General features: G+C 40.2%; 14 protein-coding genes and 1 pseudogene. 11 read left to right on the top strand and 4 right to left on the bottom strand.

All coding sequences use genetic code 11. The features are described 5' to 3' along the window. Nucleotides 1–27: 27 nt before the first annotated feature. From I6L31_RS05410 to gyrA, 9 genes are all read left to right on the top strand, one after another. Nucleotides 28–1,440, top strand: a complete 1,413-nt coding sequence (locus tag I6L31_RS05410) for an amino acid permease (protein WP_004987143.1) — start codon at nt 28–30, stop codon at nt 1,438–1,440. Between the two features lie 113 nt (nt 1,441–1,553). Further along, complete coding sequence (lptM, locus tag I6L31_RS05405) at nt 1,554–1,772, top strand: LPS translocon maturation chaperone LptM (protein WP_004987140.1); 219 nt, start codon at nt 1,554–1,556, stop codon at nt 1,770–1,772. A gap of 24 nt (nt 1,773–1,796) precedes the next feature. Then, the gene (gene lysA / locus I6L31_RS05400; protein ID WP_005005076.1) at nt 1,797–3,047 is read left to right on the top strand and encodes a diaminopimelate decarboxylase; all 1,251 of its coding nucleotides are present in this window, start codon (nt 1,797–1,799) and stop codon (nt 3,045–3,047) included. 6 nt (nt 3,048–3,053) lie between these two features. Beyond that, nucleotides 3,054–3,899: a diaminopimelate epimerase gene (gene dapF, locus I6L31_RS05395; RefSeq protein ID WP_005005073.1), complete on the top strand. Its 846-nt coding sequence runs from the start codon at nt 3,054–3,056 to the stop codon at nt 3,897–3,899. Between the two features lie 97 nt (nt 3,900–3,996). Next, nucleotides 3,997–4,617: an alpha/beta fold hydrolase gene (locus I6L31_RS05390; RefSeq protein ID WP_005005070.1), complete on the top strand. Its 621-nt coding sequence runs from the start codon at nt 3,997–3,999 to the stop codon at nt 4,615–4,617. Between the two features lie 45 nt (nt 4,618–4,662). Next, nucleotides 4,663–5,541: a site-specific tyrosine recombinase/integron integrase gene (gene xerA / locus I6L31_RS05385; RefSeq protein ID WP_051070643.1), complete on the top strand. Its 879-nt coding sequence runs from the start codon at nt 4,663–4,665 to the stop codon at nt 5,539–5,541. A gap of 427 nt (nt 5,542–5,968) precedes the next feature. Next, on the top strand, nt 5,969–6,718 hold the full coding sequence (locus tag I6L31_RS05380; protein WP_004987127.1) for an electron transfer flavoprotein subunit beta/FixA family protein: 750 nt from the start codon (nt 5,969–5,971) through the stop codon (nt 6,716–6,718). Nucleotides 6,719–6,735: 17 nt separating this feature from the next. Beyond that, nucleotides 6,736–7,674: an FAD-binding protein gene (locus I6L31_RS05375; RefSeq protein WP_005005065.1), complete on the top strand. Its 939-nt coding sequence runs from the start codon at nt 6,736–6,738 to the stop codon at nt 7,672–7,674. Nucleotides 7,675–8,053: 379 nt separating this feature from the next. Continuing rightward, a complete protein-coding gene (gyrA, locus tag I6L31_RS05370) occupies nt 8,054–10,765 on the top strand; it encodes a DNA gyrase subunit A (protein WP_005005062.1) in 2,712 nt (903 codons plus the stop codon). A gap of 95 nt (nt 10,766–10,860) precedes the next feature. Here the strand turns inward: gyrA and I6L31_RS05365 are convergent, their stop codons facing one another. Then, nucleotides 10,861–11,250 (bottom strand): MerR family transcriptional regulator, encoded by a 390-nt coding sequence (locus I6L31_RS05365; RefSeq protein ID WP_005005060.1) that lies wholly within the window; start codon nt 11,248–11,250, stop codon nt 10,861–10,863. Nucleotides 11,251–11,348: 98 nt separating this feature from the next. On the opposite strand from I6L31_RS05365, the gene I6L31_RS05360 reads away from it, so the two are divergent. Next, nucleotides 11,349–14,162 carry a heavy metal translocating P-type ATPase gene (locus I6L31_RS05360; protein WP_005005058.1) on the top strand — a complete coding sequence of 938 codons (2,814 nt, stop codon included), beginning with the start codon at nt 11,349–11,351 and terminating at the stop codon, nt 14,160–14,162. Between the two features lie 65 nt (nt 14,163–14,227). Here I6L31_RS05360 and I6L31_RS05355 read toward each other — a convergent pair whose 3' ends face one another. Then, entirely contained in the window at nt 14,228–15,199 is a 972-nt protein-coding gene (locus tag I6L31_RS05355) for an alpha/beta fold hydrolase (protein ID WP_005005056.1), read from the bottom strand. Nucleotides 15,200–15,500: 301 nt separating this feature from the next. On the opposite strand from I6L31_RS05355, the gene I6L31_RS05350 reads away from it, so the two are divergent. Continuing rightward, the gene (locus tag I6L31_RS05350) at nt 15,501–16,694 is read left to right on the top strand and encodes a putative solute-binding protein (RefSeq protein WP_228128625.1); all 1,194 of its coding nucleotides are present in this window, start codon (nt 15,501–15,503) and stop codon (nt 16,692–16,694) included. Between the two features lie 112 nt (nt 16,695–16,806). Here the strand turns inward: I6L31_RS05350 and I6L31_RS05345 are convergent. Together I6L31_RS05345 and I6L31_RS05340 are read right to left on the bottom strand one after the other, a co-directional pair. Beyond that, nucleotides 16,807–17,148, bottom strand: a pseudogene (locus I6L31_RS05345) (OmpW/AlkL family protein); the annotation flags it as partial. Between the two features lie 224 nt (nt 17,149–17,372). Next, the gene (locus I6L31_RS05340; RefSeq protein ID WP_004987111.1) at nt 17,373–17,780 is read right to left on the bottom strand and encodes an SDR family NAD(P)-dependent oxidoreductase; all 408 of its coding nucleotides are present in this window, start codon (nt 17,778–17,780) and stop codon (nt 17,373–17,375) included. Nucleotides 17,781–17,797: the final 17 nt, after the last annotated feature.

Here is a 17,797-nt window from a genome sequence, read left to right as displayed (position 1 = left end):
TACAAAATTTGAGAGTTAAAAAAAACAATGTCAAATGAAAATTTTGGTTCACATTCTGGAGAAGGTGAACTCTCACGCAGCTTATCCAACCGTCATCTCCAATTAATTGCAATTGGTGGGGCGATTGGTACAGGGTTATTCATGGGGTCAGGTAAAACCATTAGTTTGGCTGGTCCTTCTATTCTCTTTATTTATGGCCTGATTGGTATCATGGTGTTTTTCGTCATGCGCGCGCTGGGCGAATTACTGTTATCCAATCTTAAATATAAGTCTTTTATTGATTTATCGACTGATTTGATCGGCCCATGGGCGGGTTATTTTGTCGGTTGGACGTATTGGCTGTGTTGGGTCACGATTGGGATCGCAGATTTATCCGCCATTATTTATTATCTGGAATTCTTCAATGGCGGTGAATCTTTCACTGCGCTAGGAGGGTTGCTGATTAGTACCGTTGCCATTTTATTTGTACTTGGATTAAATCTGGTTACGGTAAAATTGTTCGGTGAAATGGAATTTTGGTTTGCCATGGTAAAAATCACAGCAATTATTGTGTTAATTGCTGTCGGCTTGTGGATGATTTTTACAGGTTTTACCAACTCTTCGGGTACGACCGCTAGTGTGAGTAATCTTTGGACTCATGGTGGCTTTTTTCCAAAAGGACTAGATGGCTTTTTAGCAGGTTTTCAGATTGCCATTTTTGCCTTTGTTGGGGTAGAGCTGGTCGGAACGACGGCTGCGGAGACACAGGATCCAAAACGTAACTTACCAAAAGCGATTAATTCGATTCCAATTAGGATTATTATTTTCTACGTATTGGCATTGTTTGTGGTGATGTGTGTGACTCCGTGGGATCAAATCAATCCTAAAGTCAGTCCATTTGTGAATATCTTCTCACAAGCAGGTATCGCCTCTGCTGCGATTATCATGAATCTGGTCGTACTGTCTTCTGTAATGTCATCCATGAATAGTGGCGTGTTTTCGACTAGCCGTATGTTGTTTGGTCTCTCAACAGATCAAAAAGCACCAAAACTCTTTGCCATGTTGTCTAAGTCAGCAGTTCCAGCAAAAGCGTTGATTTTCTCTTCTATTTGTATCTTCATTGGTGCGTTTGTCCAGTACATTTATAAAGTACAAACAGGCACAAATGATGAAGTCACCGCGTTTACATTAGCGACGACATTGTCGACCATTTTGTTTATCTGTGTGTGGATTATTATTATGTGGAGTTATATTAACTACCGTAAAAATAGACCTGAATTACATGAGCAATCGATCTTTAAATTACCTGGTGGTGTGTTTACTTGTTGGGTGGTGATCTTATTCTTCCTTGCAACCATCTATTTCCTTGCTTTGGATGAAACCACACTTGAATCATTAAAAGTTAGTCCAATCTGGTTTATTATTTTGGCTATAGGTTATTTCTTTGCTAAAAAGAAATAGGTCTGAATAAATCCATAGAACGCCAGTATAAACTGGCGTTTTTTTATGTTTAGACTTTAGCTGCTGAGATGATCACGCTATACTGCTCCGAATTGTAAAAGTTCGGTGTTCAGATGCTTAAAGTCATTTGCTCTATCAGTATATTACTGAGCGGTGCTGCGCTCACGGCATGCGGTCAATCAGGTGCATTACATTTACCTTCTGATCCAAATTATGACAAACGTGCCAAATATTTACTGTATTCATCTAAAGATGCTGAGCAACAAGCTCAGAAAAATGCAACTGAGGAAAAAGAAAAATCCTCAGCTTCAGAACCTACACCATCCCCTTAACGTCTCAAAGATAAGGATACATTCATGAGTTTCTCCCGCATTCAAGGGATATTGCATGCTGAGCAATGTTCACTGCTTCAGCTTGCTGAACGGTTTGGTACACCGTTATATGTTTATTCAAAAGCAGCTTTTGAAAAACATTATCTGGATATGGATCGTGCTTTTGATTTTATCGACCATCAAATCTGCTTTGCGGTGAAGTCAAACTCAAACCTTGCGGTGTTGAATGTATTAGCCAAGCTTGGGGCTGGTTTTGATATTGTGACTGGGGGTGAGCTTGCGCGCGTGTTGGCAGCAGGTGGTGATCCAGCCAAAATCGTATTTTCTGGTTTAGGCAAATCAGAAGCAGATATTGAAAAAGCCTTGCAGGTGGGGATTGCCTGTTTCAATGTTGAATCGTATGCCGAACTGGATCGCATTCAAAAAGTTGCAGCAAAACTGGGTAAAAAAGCCCCAATTTCATTACGTGTCAATCCAGATGTCGATGCCAAAACCCATCCTTATATTTCTACGGGATTAAAAGAAAATAAATTTGGTATTCCAAGTGATACAGTTTATGAAACTTATCAATACGCGACATCTTTATCCAATTTAGATGTTGTAGGAATTGATTGCCATATCGGTTCACAACTGACTGAAACCAAACCTTTTGTGGATGCGCTCGATCGTGTGATCGTAATGATTGACGATTTGAAAAAGTTGGGTATTGACCTCAAACATATTGATATCGGTGGCGGTTTAGGTGTTTGTTATAAAGATGAAACACCACCAAGCGTTGAAGAATATGCCAATGCGTTGAAACCTGCACTGCAAAAATTGGGCTTGAAAGTGTACATGGAGCCAGGGCGTAGTATTAGTGCCAATGCAGGCGTATTACTGACCAAAGTAGATCTGCTGAAACCGACCAATCATCGTAATTTTGCGATTATTGATGCTGCGATGAATGATTTGATTCGTCCATCTTTATATGAAGCGTGGATGGATATCCAATCGGTGGATAGCAATACAGACGTTGATGAAAAAGCTTGGGATGTGGTCGGTGCGATCTGTGAAACTGGCGACTTTCTAGGCAAAGATCGTAAGTTGGCACTAAAAGAAAATGATGTCTTGGCTGTACTGGGTGCAGGCGCTTATGGTTTTGTCATGAGTTCAAACTATAATAGTCGTGGTCGTGCTGCTGAAGTGATGGTGAATGCAGATCAAGCTCATTTGATTCGTGAGCGTGAAACGATTGAATCATTATGGGATAAAGAACGTTTATTACCTGAGGAGTAAAAAATCATGTTGCTTGAATTTACAAAAATGCATGGCTTGGGTAATGATTTTGTCGTGGTTGATTTAATCAGCCAACGCGCGTATCTGGATACTACTACCATTCAGCGTATGGCTGATCGTCATTTTGGGATTGGTTTTGATCAACTTCTGATAGTTGAACCGCCCGATTTTCCAAGTGCAGATTTTAAATATCGTATTTTCAACGCAGATGGCTCTGAAGTTGAACAATGTGGTAATGGCGTTCGTTGTTTTGCGCGTTTTGTGCATGATCGCCAACTGACCAATAAAACCAAAATCAAGGTGCAAACCAAAGCGGGCATCGTTGAACCTGAACTTGGACCAAATGGTTTAGTTCGAGTCAATATGGGCTTTCCAAAATTTTCTCCGAATGAAATTCCATTTGTCACGGAAGAGTTCGAAGCACTTTATCATCTTGAGCTTGCCAATGATCAAAGCCTGAAAATTGATGTGGTCAATATGGGCAATCCTCATGCTGTGACCATTGTGCCAGATGTATTAACTGCGGATGTTGCAACCATTGGACCACAAGTTGAATCGCATGTACGTTTCCCACAACGGGTTAATGCTGGGTTTATGCAAATTCTGGATGAAAAACATGTACGTCTACGTGTTTTTGAGCGTGGCGTGGGCGAAACTTTAGCGTGTGGAACAGGGGCATGTGCCGCAGCAGTCAGTGGTATGCGCCGTGGTTTACTCGCCAATGAAGTTGAAGTTGAACTGGCAGGCGGTAAGTTACAAATTGCTTGGCGTGAAGGTGAAGTGGTTTGGATGACGGGACCAACGTCTACCGTCTATGAAGGTCGTTTGGATTTACGTTATTTTCAAAGTTAATGTATCGGTTTAAAAAATAAAAGCATCCTTATTTCAAGCGGTGCTTTTTATTTTTAATTTTCTATTAAAATGAATAACTTATTATATTAAACAACTTATGTCACATTTAATTTTTCTACCTGGCGCATCGGGCATTACCGAATTTTGGTGTCCTCTCATTAAAAATTTACCCGAAGAGATGACGACACAAATCATTGCTTATCCTGCTTTTGCCAATGAACCTGCCCATCCAGACATTCATAATTTTGAACAGTTACAGCACTATGTGCTCAATAAAATTGATCGTCCATGTATCTTGGTCACTCAATCTATGGGTGGCATTTTTGCAGTCGCAGCAGCTTTACAAAAGCCTGAATTGGTACAGGGTTTGGTCTTGATTGCGACTTCAGGAGGGATTGACCTGAACCAGTTTAACGTTGCAGATTGGCGACAAAGTTATGCCAAAGAATTTTTAAATTATCCTGACTGGTTCATGACGACCAAAATAAATTATGAAGTTCAATTGGCACAGATTCAGCAGAAAATTTTACTGATCTGGGGTGACCAAGATGAGGTAAGTCCAGTTACTGTCGGGCAATATCTGAAAGATCTTTTTCAGTATGCCGAGCTCAAGATCATTCAAGGTGGAGAACATGATCTCGCGAATCGCTATGCCGAACTAGTGGCGAAAGAAATTATGTTATATTTAAATCAAATTGATACCAACACTGAATATTAAACTAGGAGCAATGATGTGAATATTAATAATCATCAACTCCTCGACATGTGGCTCAAAGAGCGTACCATTCAAAATCAGTCTGAACACACCATTCATGCTTATCAACGCGATTTAACTGATTTTTTTATGTTTTGTGAAGTCAAAAAGCTAGATTTGATCGAGATAGAAGCGTCAGATTTACGTGAATATCTGGCTTATAAAGTTGAACAATCCAACTTGACTAGTAGTAGTATTCAGCGAATGTTGTCGGCGATTCGCCAATTTATGAAATGGGCGCAGCAAAGTAATTATCTCAATATGAATCCTACTGAGGATTTTAAGCTTAAACGTAAAGCGCGTCCCTTACCGGGAATGATTGATATCGAAACGGTCAATCAAATACTGGACCAGCCTGCACCAGAAAAAATCAAGGATCAACAACTCTGGATACGTGATAAAGCCATGCTTGAATTGTTGTATTCCAGTGGCTTACGTTTGGCTGAATTGCAAAGTTTACAAATGAATGATCTTGATTTTAAACGACAGCTTTTACGTGTAACCGGTAAAGGTAATAAAACCCGGGTGATTCCATTTGGCAGCAAAGCTAAACAAAGCTTAATCGAGTGGTTAAAAATCTATACGATTTGGAAGGGTCGTGTATTGCCAGATAGCCCCATTTTTGTTTCACAACATGGCGGTGCATTGACCCCGCGACAGATCGAATCCCGTGTTAAAATTCAGGCACAACGCGCAGGCGTGAATGTCGATTTGCATCCGCATCTACTACGCCATTGTTTTGCCAGTCATATGCTCAGTGCTAGTGGTGATTTAAGATCAGTACAGGAAATGTTAGGGCATACCAATTTGAGTACGACTCAAATTTATACGCATATTGATTTTGATCATTTAGCGCAAACTTACGATAAAGCGCATCCGAGAGCGTAATAATTTTGCAATAACCCGACCTATTATGTTTTATTGTTACATTTCGACATGTTTAAGTTTTTTTATAATCGTGGACTGACATTTTTGATCTGACGAGTCAGTATTGAATAAATTTGTACTTTTGTATAAAAGCTAAGCAAAAAAAGTCGCCTATCAGTCAGACTGATGAAATAAATCAAAATAAAACATATTATAAATCAAATATTAATAAATCATAAAAACTGCTGCAATTTCATGGGGAAACAGTCAATGAAAAAAACAATGAACTGACCATTTCAGCCTTTTTAGTGTTTTTTCGCATGGTTGGTGTAATTGTGACTTGACCGAAATGCCAAACACATTGCAAGATAAAGCACCTAAAAAATTCAATATGAAGCGTTAATATAACTCTTCTCAACATTTACTTGCTGAAACAGCCGAGGATTACATGAAGGCTCTTGTTGCTGTAAAACGTGTGGTTGATGCCAACGTTAAAGTTCGCGTTAAGCCGGACAATAGTGGGGTTGACCTTACTAACGTTAAAATGTCAATTAACCCATTCTGTGAAATCGCAGTGGAAGAAGCGGTTCGCCTAAAAGAAAAAGGAACAGTATCTGAAATCGTAGTGGTTTCTGTTGGACCTAAAGAAGCGCAAGAACAAATTCGTTCTGCAATGGCGCTTGGTGCGGATCGTGGTATCTTGGTTGAAACAACTGATGAAATTGGCGCTTTAGAAGTTGCTAAAATTCTTAAAGGTGTTGTAGATCAAGAGAAACCAGAACTTATTCTTCTAGGTAAACAAGCAATTGATGACGACTCAAACCAAGTCGGTCAAATGTTGGCTGCTTTGCTTGGCGCAGGTCAAGGTACTTTTGCTTCAGAAGTAAAAGTGGACGGCGGAAAAGTTCAAGTGACTCGTGAAATTGACGGTGGTTTACAAACTGTTGAGCTTACACTTCCTGCGATTATTACCACTGACTTACGTTTGAATGAGCCACGTTATGCGGCACTTCCAAACATTATGAAAGCGCGTAAAAAGCCGCTCGATACCAAATCACCTGCTGATTATGGTGTTGCTACAGGGACTAAACTTAAAACTGTTAAAGTTGAGCCACCTGCTGAGCGTAAAGCTGGCGTACAAGTGAAGTCTGTAGACGAACTTGTTGAAAAATTAAAAAATGAAGCGAAAGTGATCTAATACAGAAGGATAAAATCATGAGTATTTTAGTAATCGCTGAACACAACAACCAAGCACTTAACGGTGCAACGTTAAACGTTGTTGCAGCAGCTCAAAAAATCGGTGGTGATATTGCTGTATTGGTTGCTGGTTCTGGTGCTCAAGCTGTAGCGGATGCTGCTGCTAAAGTGGCTGGTGTCAGCAAAGTATTACTTGCAGACAATGCATTTTATGCCAACCAATTGGCTGAAAATGTAGCAAAACTGATTGCTGATGTTGTGAAAGAAGGTGGCTATAAATACGTTTTAGCAGCTTCAACTACAACAGGTAAAAACATTTTACCACGCGTTGCGGCATTGCTTGATGTCAGCATGATCACAGATATTATTTCTGTTGAATCTGCAAACACATTTAAGCGTCCAATCTACGCAGGTAACGCGATTGCAACGGTTCAATCTGATGAAGCTGTGATCATTGGTACTGTACGTGGTACAGCATTTGATCCAGTTGCTGCTGAAGGTGGTTCTGCTGCGGTTGAAACTGTGGGTGAAGCGGCTGACGCAGGTGTTTCTTCTTTCGTAAATGAAGAAATTGTAAAACTTGATCGTCCAGAATTAACTGCTGCACGTATCGTTGTTTCTGGTGGTCGTGGTGTTGGTTCTGGTGAGAACTACCATAAAGTCCTAGACCCATTAGCGGACAAGCTTGGTGCTGCGCAAGGTGCGTCACGTGCTGCGGTTGATGCTGGTTTCGTACCAAACGACTTCCAAGTAGGTCAAACAGGTAAAATTGTTGCGCCAGATCTTTACATGGCAATCGGTATCTCTGGTGCGATTCAGCACTTGGCAGGTATGAAAGACTCTAAAGTGATCGTTGCGATCAACAAAGACGAAGAAGCACCAATCAACAGCGTTGCTGACTACTGGTTAGTGGGTGATTTGAACATTGTTGTACCAGAATTGGTATCTAAACTTTAATTCGTTATTGAGTTAAGTTGATAAAACGCTCTTGCGCGATTTATTGCGCAAGAGCGTTTTTTATTGAGAATGATAAAAAAATAATGTGGTTTTTCTGGTCCTTGACTGCTAAATATTTCACAAATTTTCTAAAACAATGTGCGCTAAGTATTTGATTTATTCTATTCCTAATGACAGTTTGGAACTGTCTGTTTTTTCAGCATAAATTTACTCAAATATTAAAGGCTAAGCTGTATTAATCCATCACAATCTCCACATGATTTATGCTATACTTTTTAGCTATGTTTTTTACTTTTAGTTCAGCTTTTTGAACTAAGTTTTGCGAGATTAATACATAAATTGTGGCTGGCTTTGCTTTGCCGCATAGAAAGGAGTATGCATGAGCGTATCGGAAATCCGACCGATTGCCATTGAAGATGAGCTTAAAAACTCATATCTCGATTATGCAATGAGTGTAATTGTTTCACGTGCATTACCTGATGTGAGAGACGGCCTGAAACCCGTACATCGTCGTGTACTCTATGCGATGCACGAACTAGGCAACGATTATAATAAAGCCTATTTAAAATCTGCGCGTATCGTAGGTGATGTGATCGGTAAATATCACCCGCATGGTGATACTGCTGTATACGATACCATTGTTCGTATGGCACAGGATTTTAGTCTGCGCTATATGTTAGTTAACGGTCAAGGGAACTTTGGTTCGGTCGATGGTGATAGTGCCGCCGCGATGCGTTATACCGAAGTCCGTATGATGAAATTGACTCATGAGTTACTGGCCGATCTTGAAAAAGATACGGTAGACTGGGTTGATAACTATGATGGTACTCATCGTATTCCAGATGTCTTGCCGACACGTGTTCCTAATTTATTGATTAATGGGTCTGCTGGTATTGCTGTGGGTATGGCAACCAACATGGCACCCCACAATTTGACCGAAGTGATTCATGCGTGTCTTGCGTATGCTGACAATCCAAATATTTCGATTGAAGGATTGATGGAACATATCTCTGGTCCAGATTTCCCGACTGGCGGTATTATTTATGGTAAGTCAGGTATCGTCGATGCTTACCGCACAGGTAAAGGTCGTTTGCATATTCGTGGTAAATACCACTTTGAAGAAGATGAGAAAACAGGTCGTACGACCATTGTTTTCACCGAAATTCCATATCAGGTCAACAAAGCACGTGTGATTGAACGTATTGCTGAGTTGGTCAAAGAGAAAAAGCTCGAAGGAATTTCTGAGTTACGTGATGAGTCTGATAAAGATGGTATGCGTATCGCGATTGACTTAAAGCGTGGCGAAAACGCTGAAGTCATTGTGAACAACCTGTTCTTAAATACCCAACTTGAAAACTCATTCAGTATCAATATGGTATGTCTAGATAATGGACAGCCAAAATTGATGAATTTAAAAGATATTATTGCGGCATTTATTCGACATCGTCAGGAAGTGGTTACTCGCCGTACTATGTTCGAATTGCGTAAAGCACGTGAACGTGGTCATATCTTAGAAGGGCTCACTGTTGCTCTTGCCAATATTGATGAAATTATCGAAACCATTAAAACTTCTGCCAATCCTGCTGAAGCTCGTGAGCGCTTGCAAGCTGGTGAATGGGCTGGTGGAGGTGTCACTGCGTTACTTGAAAAAGCAGGTGCTATTTCTGTACGTCCTGATGAAATCGAAGGTGAAGATCCAAATCGTCCATTTGGTTTATCAGGTGATGTTTATCGTTTATCTCCAACCCAAGTTGCTGCGATTTTAGAACTTCGTTTACATCGTTTAACAGGTCTTGAACAAGACAAGCTACATGCTGAATATACTGAGATTTTAGGTCAAATTGCTGAATTGACAGCTATTTTGAATGACTTTAATTTATTGATGGGCGTCATTCGTGAAGAGTTAGCTCAAATTCTTCAACAATATGGCGATGCGCGTCGCACTGAAATTATTGAATCACGTGTTGATTTCTGCCGTGAAGATTTAATTCCAGAAGAACAAGTGGTATTGACTGTTTCTCAAACAGGTTATGCCAAAACCCAGCCATTATCTGATTATCAAGCGCAACGTCGTGGTGGTCGTGGTAAATCTGCAACCTCGATGAAAGATGACGATATTATTCAGCATCTTGTCGTGGCTTCCAACCATGCAACGGTCTTGTGCTTTACCAATGTGGGTAAAGTATATCGTTTGAAAGTGTTTGAAGTTCCTCAGGCTTCGCGTGGTGCAAAAGGTCGTCCAATGGTCAATTTATTGCCACTGGATGCCAATGAAACCATCACTGCGATTTTACCTTTGACTGAATTCCTTGAAAATCACTACGTCTTTATGGCAACAGCTTCGGGTACAGTCAAACGTGTTGAACTTGAGCAATTTGCCAATATTCGTGCGAATGGTTTACGTGCGATTGAACTGAACGAAGAAGATACCTTGATTGGTGTCGCGATTACTGATGGCAAGCAACAAATTATGTTGTTCTCCAACGAAGGCAAGGCGATTCGTTTTGCTGAAACCGATGTCCGTGCCATGGGGCGTACCGCCAAAGGTGTGCGTGGTATGCGTGTGGCGTTAGCTGCAACACTGGATAGCGAAGACGCAGACGTTGAGAATGATGACTCTGATGAGAGTGATGATTCAGATTCAAATGTGGTGAGCCGTATTGTCTCGTTGGTGGTTGTTCCAGAAACGGGTGAAGTGTTGTGTGCCAGTGCCAATGGTTATGGTAAGCGTACGCCAGTGAATGACTTCCCGACCAAGAAACGTGGCGGTAAGGGGGTGATTGCGATCAAGACTTCCGAACGTAATGGTGAGTTAGTTGGTGCAGTCTCAATTGATGAAAGCAAAGAACTGATGCTGATTTCAGATGGCGGTACTTTGGTACGTACTCGTGCGGCTGAAGTGGCAATGACAGGTCGTAATGCACAAGGTGTTCGCCTGATTCGTTTAAGCGATGATGAAACACTGGTGGGTGTGGTGTCGATTGAAGCGGTGGAAGAAGATGATGAAACTCTTGAAGTGATTGAAGGGGAAGCATCTGAATCTCAAGCTGAAGATATTGCTTCTCAAAATGATGAGATGAGTGAAGAATAATTCACCGAGCATCGTAAGATAAAAAAACCTGAGTTTTCGGACTCAGGTTTTTTTTATTTCTCAGCTTTTTTGAAAATGAATCATGGCAGGTCTGTTTACAGATTGCTCCTCTGTTTTAAATCTAGCAAAATAGGACAACAATCGGCTTGTGCCGATTTACACTCATCGATCCAACTGCTGAGACGCTGCTTTAAGCCTTGTAATTCCTGAATACGAAGATCAATTTTCTCAAGACGCTGTTCAATCACATGGCGAACTTGTTCGCGATCATTCAGTTGTAATTGGAGAAGTTCTTTAATCTCACTGAGCTGTAATCCTGCATCTTTGGCTTTTTGTATAAAACTTAAAGTTTCTATATCTTGATCATTATAATAACGATAGTGGCTGATGGTGTCTGGGGTACGCATGAGACCAATACGTTGATAATAACGAATCGTTTCAACATTTAAATTGGCCTGTTTAGCCAGTTTGCCAATGGTTAGCATGGCTAATTCCTCTTATTTGCCTCAATAAAAAGCTTGACTCCGTACCTAGGTACAGCATTTATCTTAGCACAATCATATAAGAATACGAGAACACCACCATGACTGAGCCAAAGCAAACTTCATGTTGTTCCAAAGCTACGGTTTCACCGAAAAAAATCGTGTCTATTGATCCTATTTGTGGAATGACAGTAGCCGAAGACAGTCAATATCATATTGATCTGGATGGAACTCGTTATTTATTTTGTTCCGCCAGTTGTAAGCAAAAATTCGAACAACATCCTGAAAAATATCTAGTTAAAGAAGCTGAATCTACGCTATCCAGTCATTGCTCTAATCCAACTGTAAAAATGCAACAGTCAGAGAAAAAATCAGAGAAAAGTTGTTGTGGAAATGAAAAAACCACAAGTCATGAGACAGGATCAGGGTGTGGATGTTCCCATCCAGCACCGCCTAAAGCTGTTTCAAGTGGTTGTGGTCACGATTCAAAACCGTTGGATCAAAAAAATGACGTGACCCAAGCGACTGCTATCTCATCATGTTGTGGAGTAAAGTCTATTGAAGCGGCTGTATCTACTGAAAAGACTCAACCTCAAGCCGAAAGTTGCTGTGGTATTGGGCAGCATCAGCAGACTGAGCATGAAAATTCTCAAACTGAAATAGACCCAGTGTGCGGCATGAAAGTCAGTACCAGTAGCCCTTTGCATACACATTATCAGGGTAAAGAATATTATTTCTGTAATCCTTCCTGCTTAGATAAATTTAAAAATGATCCTGAAACGTATTTGATTCCATTGGATGAGCGCGCTGTACCTGAAGGTGCAATGGATATTGATTATACCTGCCCCATGGATCCTGAAATTGTACAAAAAGGCCCTGGAACCTGTCCGATTTGTGGGATGGCTCTGGAACCGATGCAACCGACATTGGATGAAGGACCAAATCCAGAATTGGTGGATTTTAGTAAACGTTTCTGGACGACTTTGCCTCTCACTTTATTGGTGGTGGTTTTGGCCATGGGTTCACATATCCATGCATTTATTTCACCGCAGATCCAACCGTGGATTGAACTGGTTTTGAGTATTCCTGTGGTGTTATGGGCGGGTTATCCATTTTTGCAAAGATGTTGGGTTTCTTATAAAACCCGTCACTTGAATATGTGGAGCCTGATTGGAGTTGGTGTACTTGCGGCGTTTATTTATAGCGTGATTGCGACCATTTTCCCATCACTGATTCCAATGGAAGCAAAAACAGGGCATGGCGTTGCGGTATATTATGAAGCGGCTTGTATGATTGTGTCTTTGAGCTTGCTTGGACAAATCATGGAGCTAAAAGCCCGAGCGCAAACAGCCGATTCCTTAAGAGCCTTATTACGTTTACAGCCACATACAGCCAAACGGGTTCGGGATGATGTGGTTGAGGAAGTCGACATCAGCCAGATTAAAGAAAATGATATTTTACAGATTTCTTCTGGTGAGCAGATTCCACTGGATGGCATCGTGATTGACGGGAAAACCTATGTCGATGAATCCATGATGACGGGTGAACCTGTACCTGTAAAAAAACAGGTGGAAGATAAAGTCATCGGGGGAACAGTCAATCAGCAAGGCAGTATTCGTATTCAAACCACTGCGGTGGGAACCAATACCACATTATCAAAAATGATTCAGGCTGTCGCAGAAGCACAGCGTTCAAAAGCGCCACTTCAACGCATTGCTGATATTGCAGCCAAATACTTTGTGATGGCAGTCCTCTCGATCAGCGTGATTACATTTTTAGCATGGATGCTGTTTGGACATGCACAGTTTGATTTAGCCTTAATGTGTGCTGTCGCTGTTTTAATTATTGCTTGCCCATGTGCATTGGGGTTAGCAACGCCAATGTCGGTGATGGCAACCACAGGTCGTGCTGCCCAAAAAGGGGTACTCTTTAAAGATGCTGAAGCAATCGAAGCTTTAAGCAAAGTCAATGTTTTGATTATCGATAAAACAGGCACACTGACAGAAGGAAAACCGAGCCTTAAACAAATCCAGTTATTGGATGATTCTCTAGAGCAAAAAACCGTAGAGCGTTATATTGCCTCAATTGAACAATATTCAACGCATCCGATTGCGCAAACTTTAACAAAACTTGTGAAAAGTGATGAATTGTTAAAAGTCGATGATTTTGAAGATGTCACTGGTTTTGGGGTAAAAGGTCAATTTGAAGGGCAAACCTATTATGTGGGTAGTCAGAAATTGGTTGATCAACTTGGATTAAAGCTGGACTCAAGTGTCAGTGCTGAACTAGATCAACTGCGTGAACAAGGTGATGTGATTAGTTTTCTGCTGAATGACAAAGCCGTTATTGCTTATATTGTGATTCATGATGCGATTAAAGAAAATGCGAAAGCTGTCATTGATCAACTCCATCAAGATGGGATTGAAGTGATTATGGCAACAGGTGATCACCATAAAAATGCCCAAATGGTTGCGCAGCAATTAGGGATTGAACATGCCTATGGTGATTTAGATCCTAAACAAAAATTGGAGATCGTGAAACGCTATCAATCAGAAGGCAAGGTCGTGGCGATGGCAGGAGATGGCATCAATGATGCACCTGCTTTGGCACAAGCCGATGTGGGGATTGCCATGGGCACAGGCACCGATATTGCCAAACAAACTGCGCAGATTACTTTGGTCAAAGGCGACATACAAGGTGTTGCCCAAGCAGTACATCTGGCTAAACAAGGCGTGAAAAATATGAAACAGAATTTGGCGTTTTCGTTTCTCTATAATGGTTTGGGTGTACCTATTGCGGCAGGAATTTTTTATCCACTGACAGGTTGGCTACTCACTCCGATGTTTGCAGCGATTGCCATGTCCTTGAGTTCGCTTTCTGTGGTATTAAATGCTTTAAGATTACGCAAACTTTAACAATATAAATCTATAAAAAACAGGAGCCTAAATTTGGCTCCTGTTTGATTTACGGAGTTTAATTTCTACTTGTGTTTATTTAAAAAGATCAGATATTGCTGCGCCAAAATTTGATCAGCCTCCATAATGGGCATATGTCCTACATCTTTTAAAATCAAAGGTGACTCAGCATTTTTCAATAACTCTTTGAGTTCTTGGGCGGCTTCAACATTGATAATTTTATCTTTGTCTCCCCAGACAATATAAGTTGGTACATCGATAGATTTCGCCGCGATTGCAAAAGTCTCAGGCGTATATACTTTGGACATGGCAACGAGCTGATCGACCATGCGTTGAGTACTTTTAGACTGAGAAATCATGAGTTTTTCTTGTTCAGTCTTTAACTCAGTGGGAATAAAGGGCGGTGTTGCCGTGGCAAGCTGAAACAGTTTGTCAAAATCGCCTGCTTTTTTTACGACTAATTCATTCAATAACGTTGGATTTTTTAAATAAGGCGTATTCGCCGTTTTAAAGACACCAGCGCTATCGACCAAGAGTAAAGATTTTGTTTCAGTTGGATATTGTGCTGTATAGAGGAGGGCAATTGCGCCACCCATGCTATGTCCTGCGATATTGATATCTTTTTCGAAATGTCCAGCTTCAGCAAACCGTCTTAACTTTTCAGTTAAGTTAGGAATAGACAGGTCAAAATCATCGGCAACTTTCGTATCGCCATGTGCAGGCAAATCAGGAATGATGACATGATAGTTAGGCGTTAAATAACGTGCTACACGATTCCAGTTATCCCGACTACCCGCTAACCCATGAATTAAAATAATAGTCGGTTTGGAGGACTGACCTCCTTCGCTATATACCCATTCAATATCACCTACTTTTAATTTTTTAGTTTGTAAACCTGCCCAAGCGCGTTCTTGTTGTAACACGTTCTGAATATTGATATTTGAGGCAGCTATCGCGGTGTTGGAATGAGTGATGATTGCGGTAGTTCCTAAGCTTAAACTTAGGGCTAAACATAGATTTGAGAATGTCCGTTTCATTTTAATTTGCTCTAATTTTATTCATCCTTTATTTGAGTCTATCTAAAAGCCCTGAACAAAACATTTGCAGTAAATACGGCAACCAATAAATAAAAGCCAATTCAGACCAAAATTGATAAATGATGTAGAAAAAATTTAAATTGATGAAACTGCCCATCGGAAATGTCAGATGAGTCAATTTTATTTTTGAAGCACTCACCTAATGTTTAAATGATGAATAGGGAGTTTGATGATGGATCATTTAAAACAAAAACAGTATTTGATAAGCGTTGAATTTAATCATGCAATTGATCATTTATGGATGAAATTATCTTTATTGATTATATGCTTATTTCTATTGATTCCACATGGTCATGCTGAAAAACTAGACTTGTCTCTTTCTGAGCATTCCACTCAAAAAGTTAAAAAATTACTCAATGATCCAAAGACGTGGCAACAAATTCCAAAGCAAGTCATCTTATGTGTTTACTCACCAAATGGCGAAAACAGCGAAGCTTTTCAGCAGGCAACCAGCTATATCAGCGAATTTCCTCGGATCACTCGGGTTGCCAAAGACTTTGGTGTGAATGTGAATGTTACGCGACCTTCCAATTTACAAATCAAAATTGATATTGATTATCCTAAGTTAAAGAAAAAAGCTTCAACTATGGTTAAACTCAATGTTTATACCGATGAACGTATTTTGACAGAAGATTTTAGAAGTAAAAAATGTGATGGTGCAGGGATTAGTAATTTAAGAGCCAAACAGTTTAATCCGTTTGTCGGAAGTATTGATGCTTTGGGTGCAGTACAGACTTATAAACAACTTGCTTCAGTGATTCAGATTTTAGCAAAACCCGAATTTGATTCAAAAATGGTAAATAAAGATTATGAGGTGGTCGGTATTGTTCCAGTAGGAGCTGCTTATATTATGGTCAATGATCGAAATATTAATACCCTAGCAAAAGCTGCAGGACGTAAAGTCGCGGTATTTCAATTTGATCCCACCCAAAAGAAATTGGTTCAAAATGTAGGTGCACAACCTGTTTCAGTCGATCTTACAAGTGTTGGGGGAAAGTTTAATAATCGTGAGGTTGAAATCATTGCTGGGCCAGCATTGTTATTTAAGCCGATGGAATTGAATAAAGGCATGACGGATAAAAATGGCAAAGTTGTTGGAGCAATTATTCGTTTTCCTTTGATTCAGGTTACAGGTACATTGATTATGCATCGTAATAAATTTCCAGCAGGCATGGGGTCGATTGCGAGAGAAGCCATCGCCAAACAGCTTACGCCTGCATTTGAATTTGTCGATAAAATTGAAAACGAAATTCCAGCCAAATACTGGATGGATGTTCCAGAAGGAGATAAAGCAGGTTACGTCAAAATTATGCGCGAAGCACGAATCCAGATGACTAAAGAAGGGTATTATGACAAAAGCATGATGCACTTGTTGAAACAGGTGCGTTGTGGGCAAAATCCAAGTAATTATGAATGTGCTTTAAATGATGAATAAACATGATTCAAATACTTGTTAGTTTTCTATTATACCGAAGGTAAATACATGCTTTAAATCAAATAAAGGATATATTTACCTCGGTTTTCTCGTGATGTTGTACAGTAGATACTTAGAAATGGTAAGCCAAACTGAATAAAGTCACCAATGGATCAACATCAATATCGGCACGCATAGGCGCATCTCCCATAGCAGGTAAAGAACCTTTCGCTTGGGTATCAAACCAGACTTTTTTCATATCAATCACAGCACTCCATCGTGGATTGATCGGAATATCAAGGCCTATTTGAGCCACTGGTCCAATGGCATTTTTAATTTTTAAGTCTTTGACAAAGGCATCTTTGCTGTTAAACACAATCATCCAAGATGCACCAATTCCAATATAAGGACGAATGCTTGCATCTGGAAGTGGGCTAAGACGCACTGTAGCAACGGCTGGACCATAGGTCGTTTTACCTAAAACACCACACTTTCTAAAGTCCCTTTTCCTCTAATCGTAGTGGCGGGTGGAATATTATAGGAATCTGTAAAAAAACCTGTAATTTTGAGAAATATTTAATAGGTTGGGAATGTACACATTTAAATGTTTAATTTATCCAAAATAAATCTAAACAATGCCCATTATAAAAGGGCATTGTAGGTCAAATTTTTTAGAACTTTAAAATAAAAAAAGCCTTTTTAAATGGCAGTATATCCACCGTCAATATTGTAATAACTTCCATTAATAAAAGTGGCTTCATCTGAACTTAAAAACAAAACTAATTTAGCCACTTCTTCGGCATTGCCTAATCTTCCAATCGGATGTAAAGAAACTAGGCCCTGTTTTTGTTCGGCAGGAAGCTCGTCTAATAATGGAGTATCGATGTAGCCTGGACCAACAGCATTGACCCGAATATTCTGGGAGGCGTATTCAACACCAAAATTACGTGTCAGACCTAGAACGCCATGTTTTGACGCTGCATATCCCACATGGCCTGCTACCGCTGTAATACTGTGAATCGAAGCAATATTGACAATTGCACCGCCGCCATTTTTCAACATTTGTTGGGTGGCATACTTACTGATCCTAGCCAAAATAATGGACAATGATTCCCTCTAAAGAT

Source organism: Acinetobacter septicus, assembly GCF_019355975.1.
Classification (GTDB): Bacteria; Pseudomonadota; Gammaproteobacteria; order Pseudomonadales; family Moraxellaceae; genus Acinetobacter; species Acinetobacter ursingii.
Note: the sequence above shows the minus strand (reverse complement) of the source record. Positions and strands in the feature narration are given on the sequence as shown.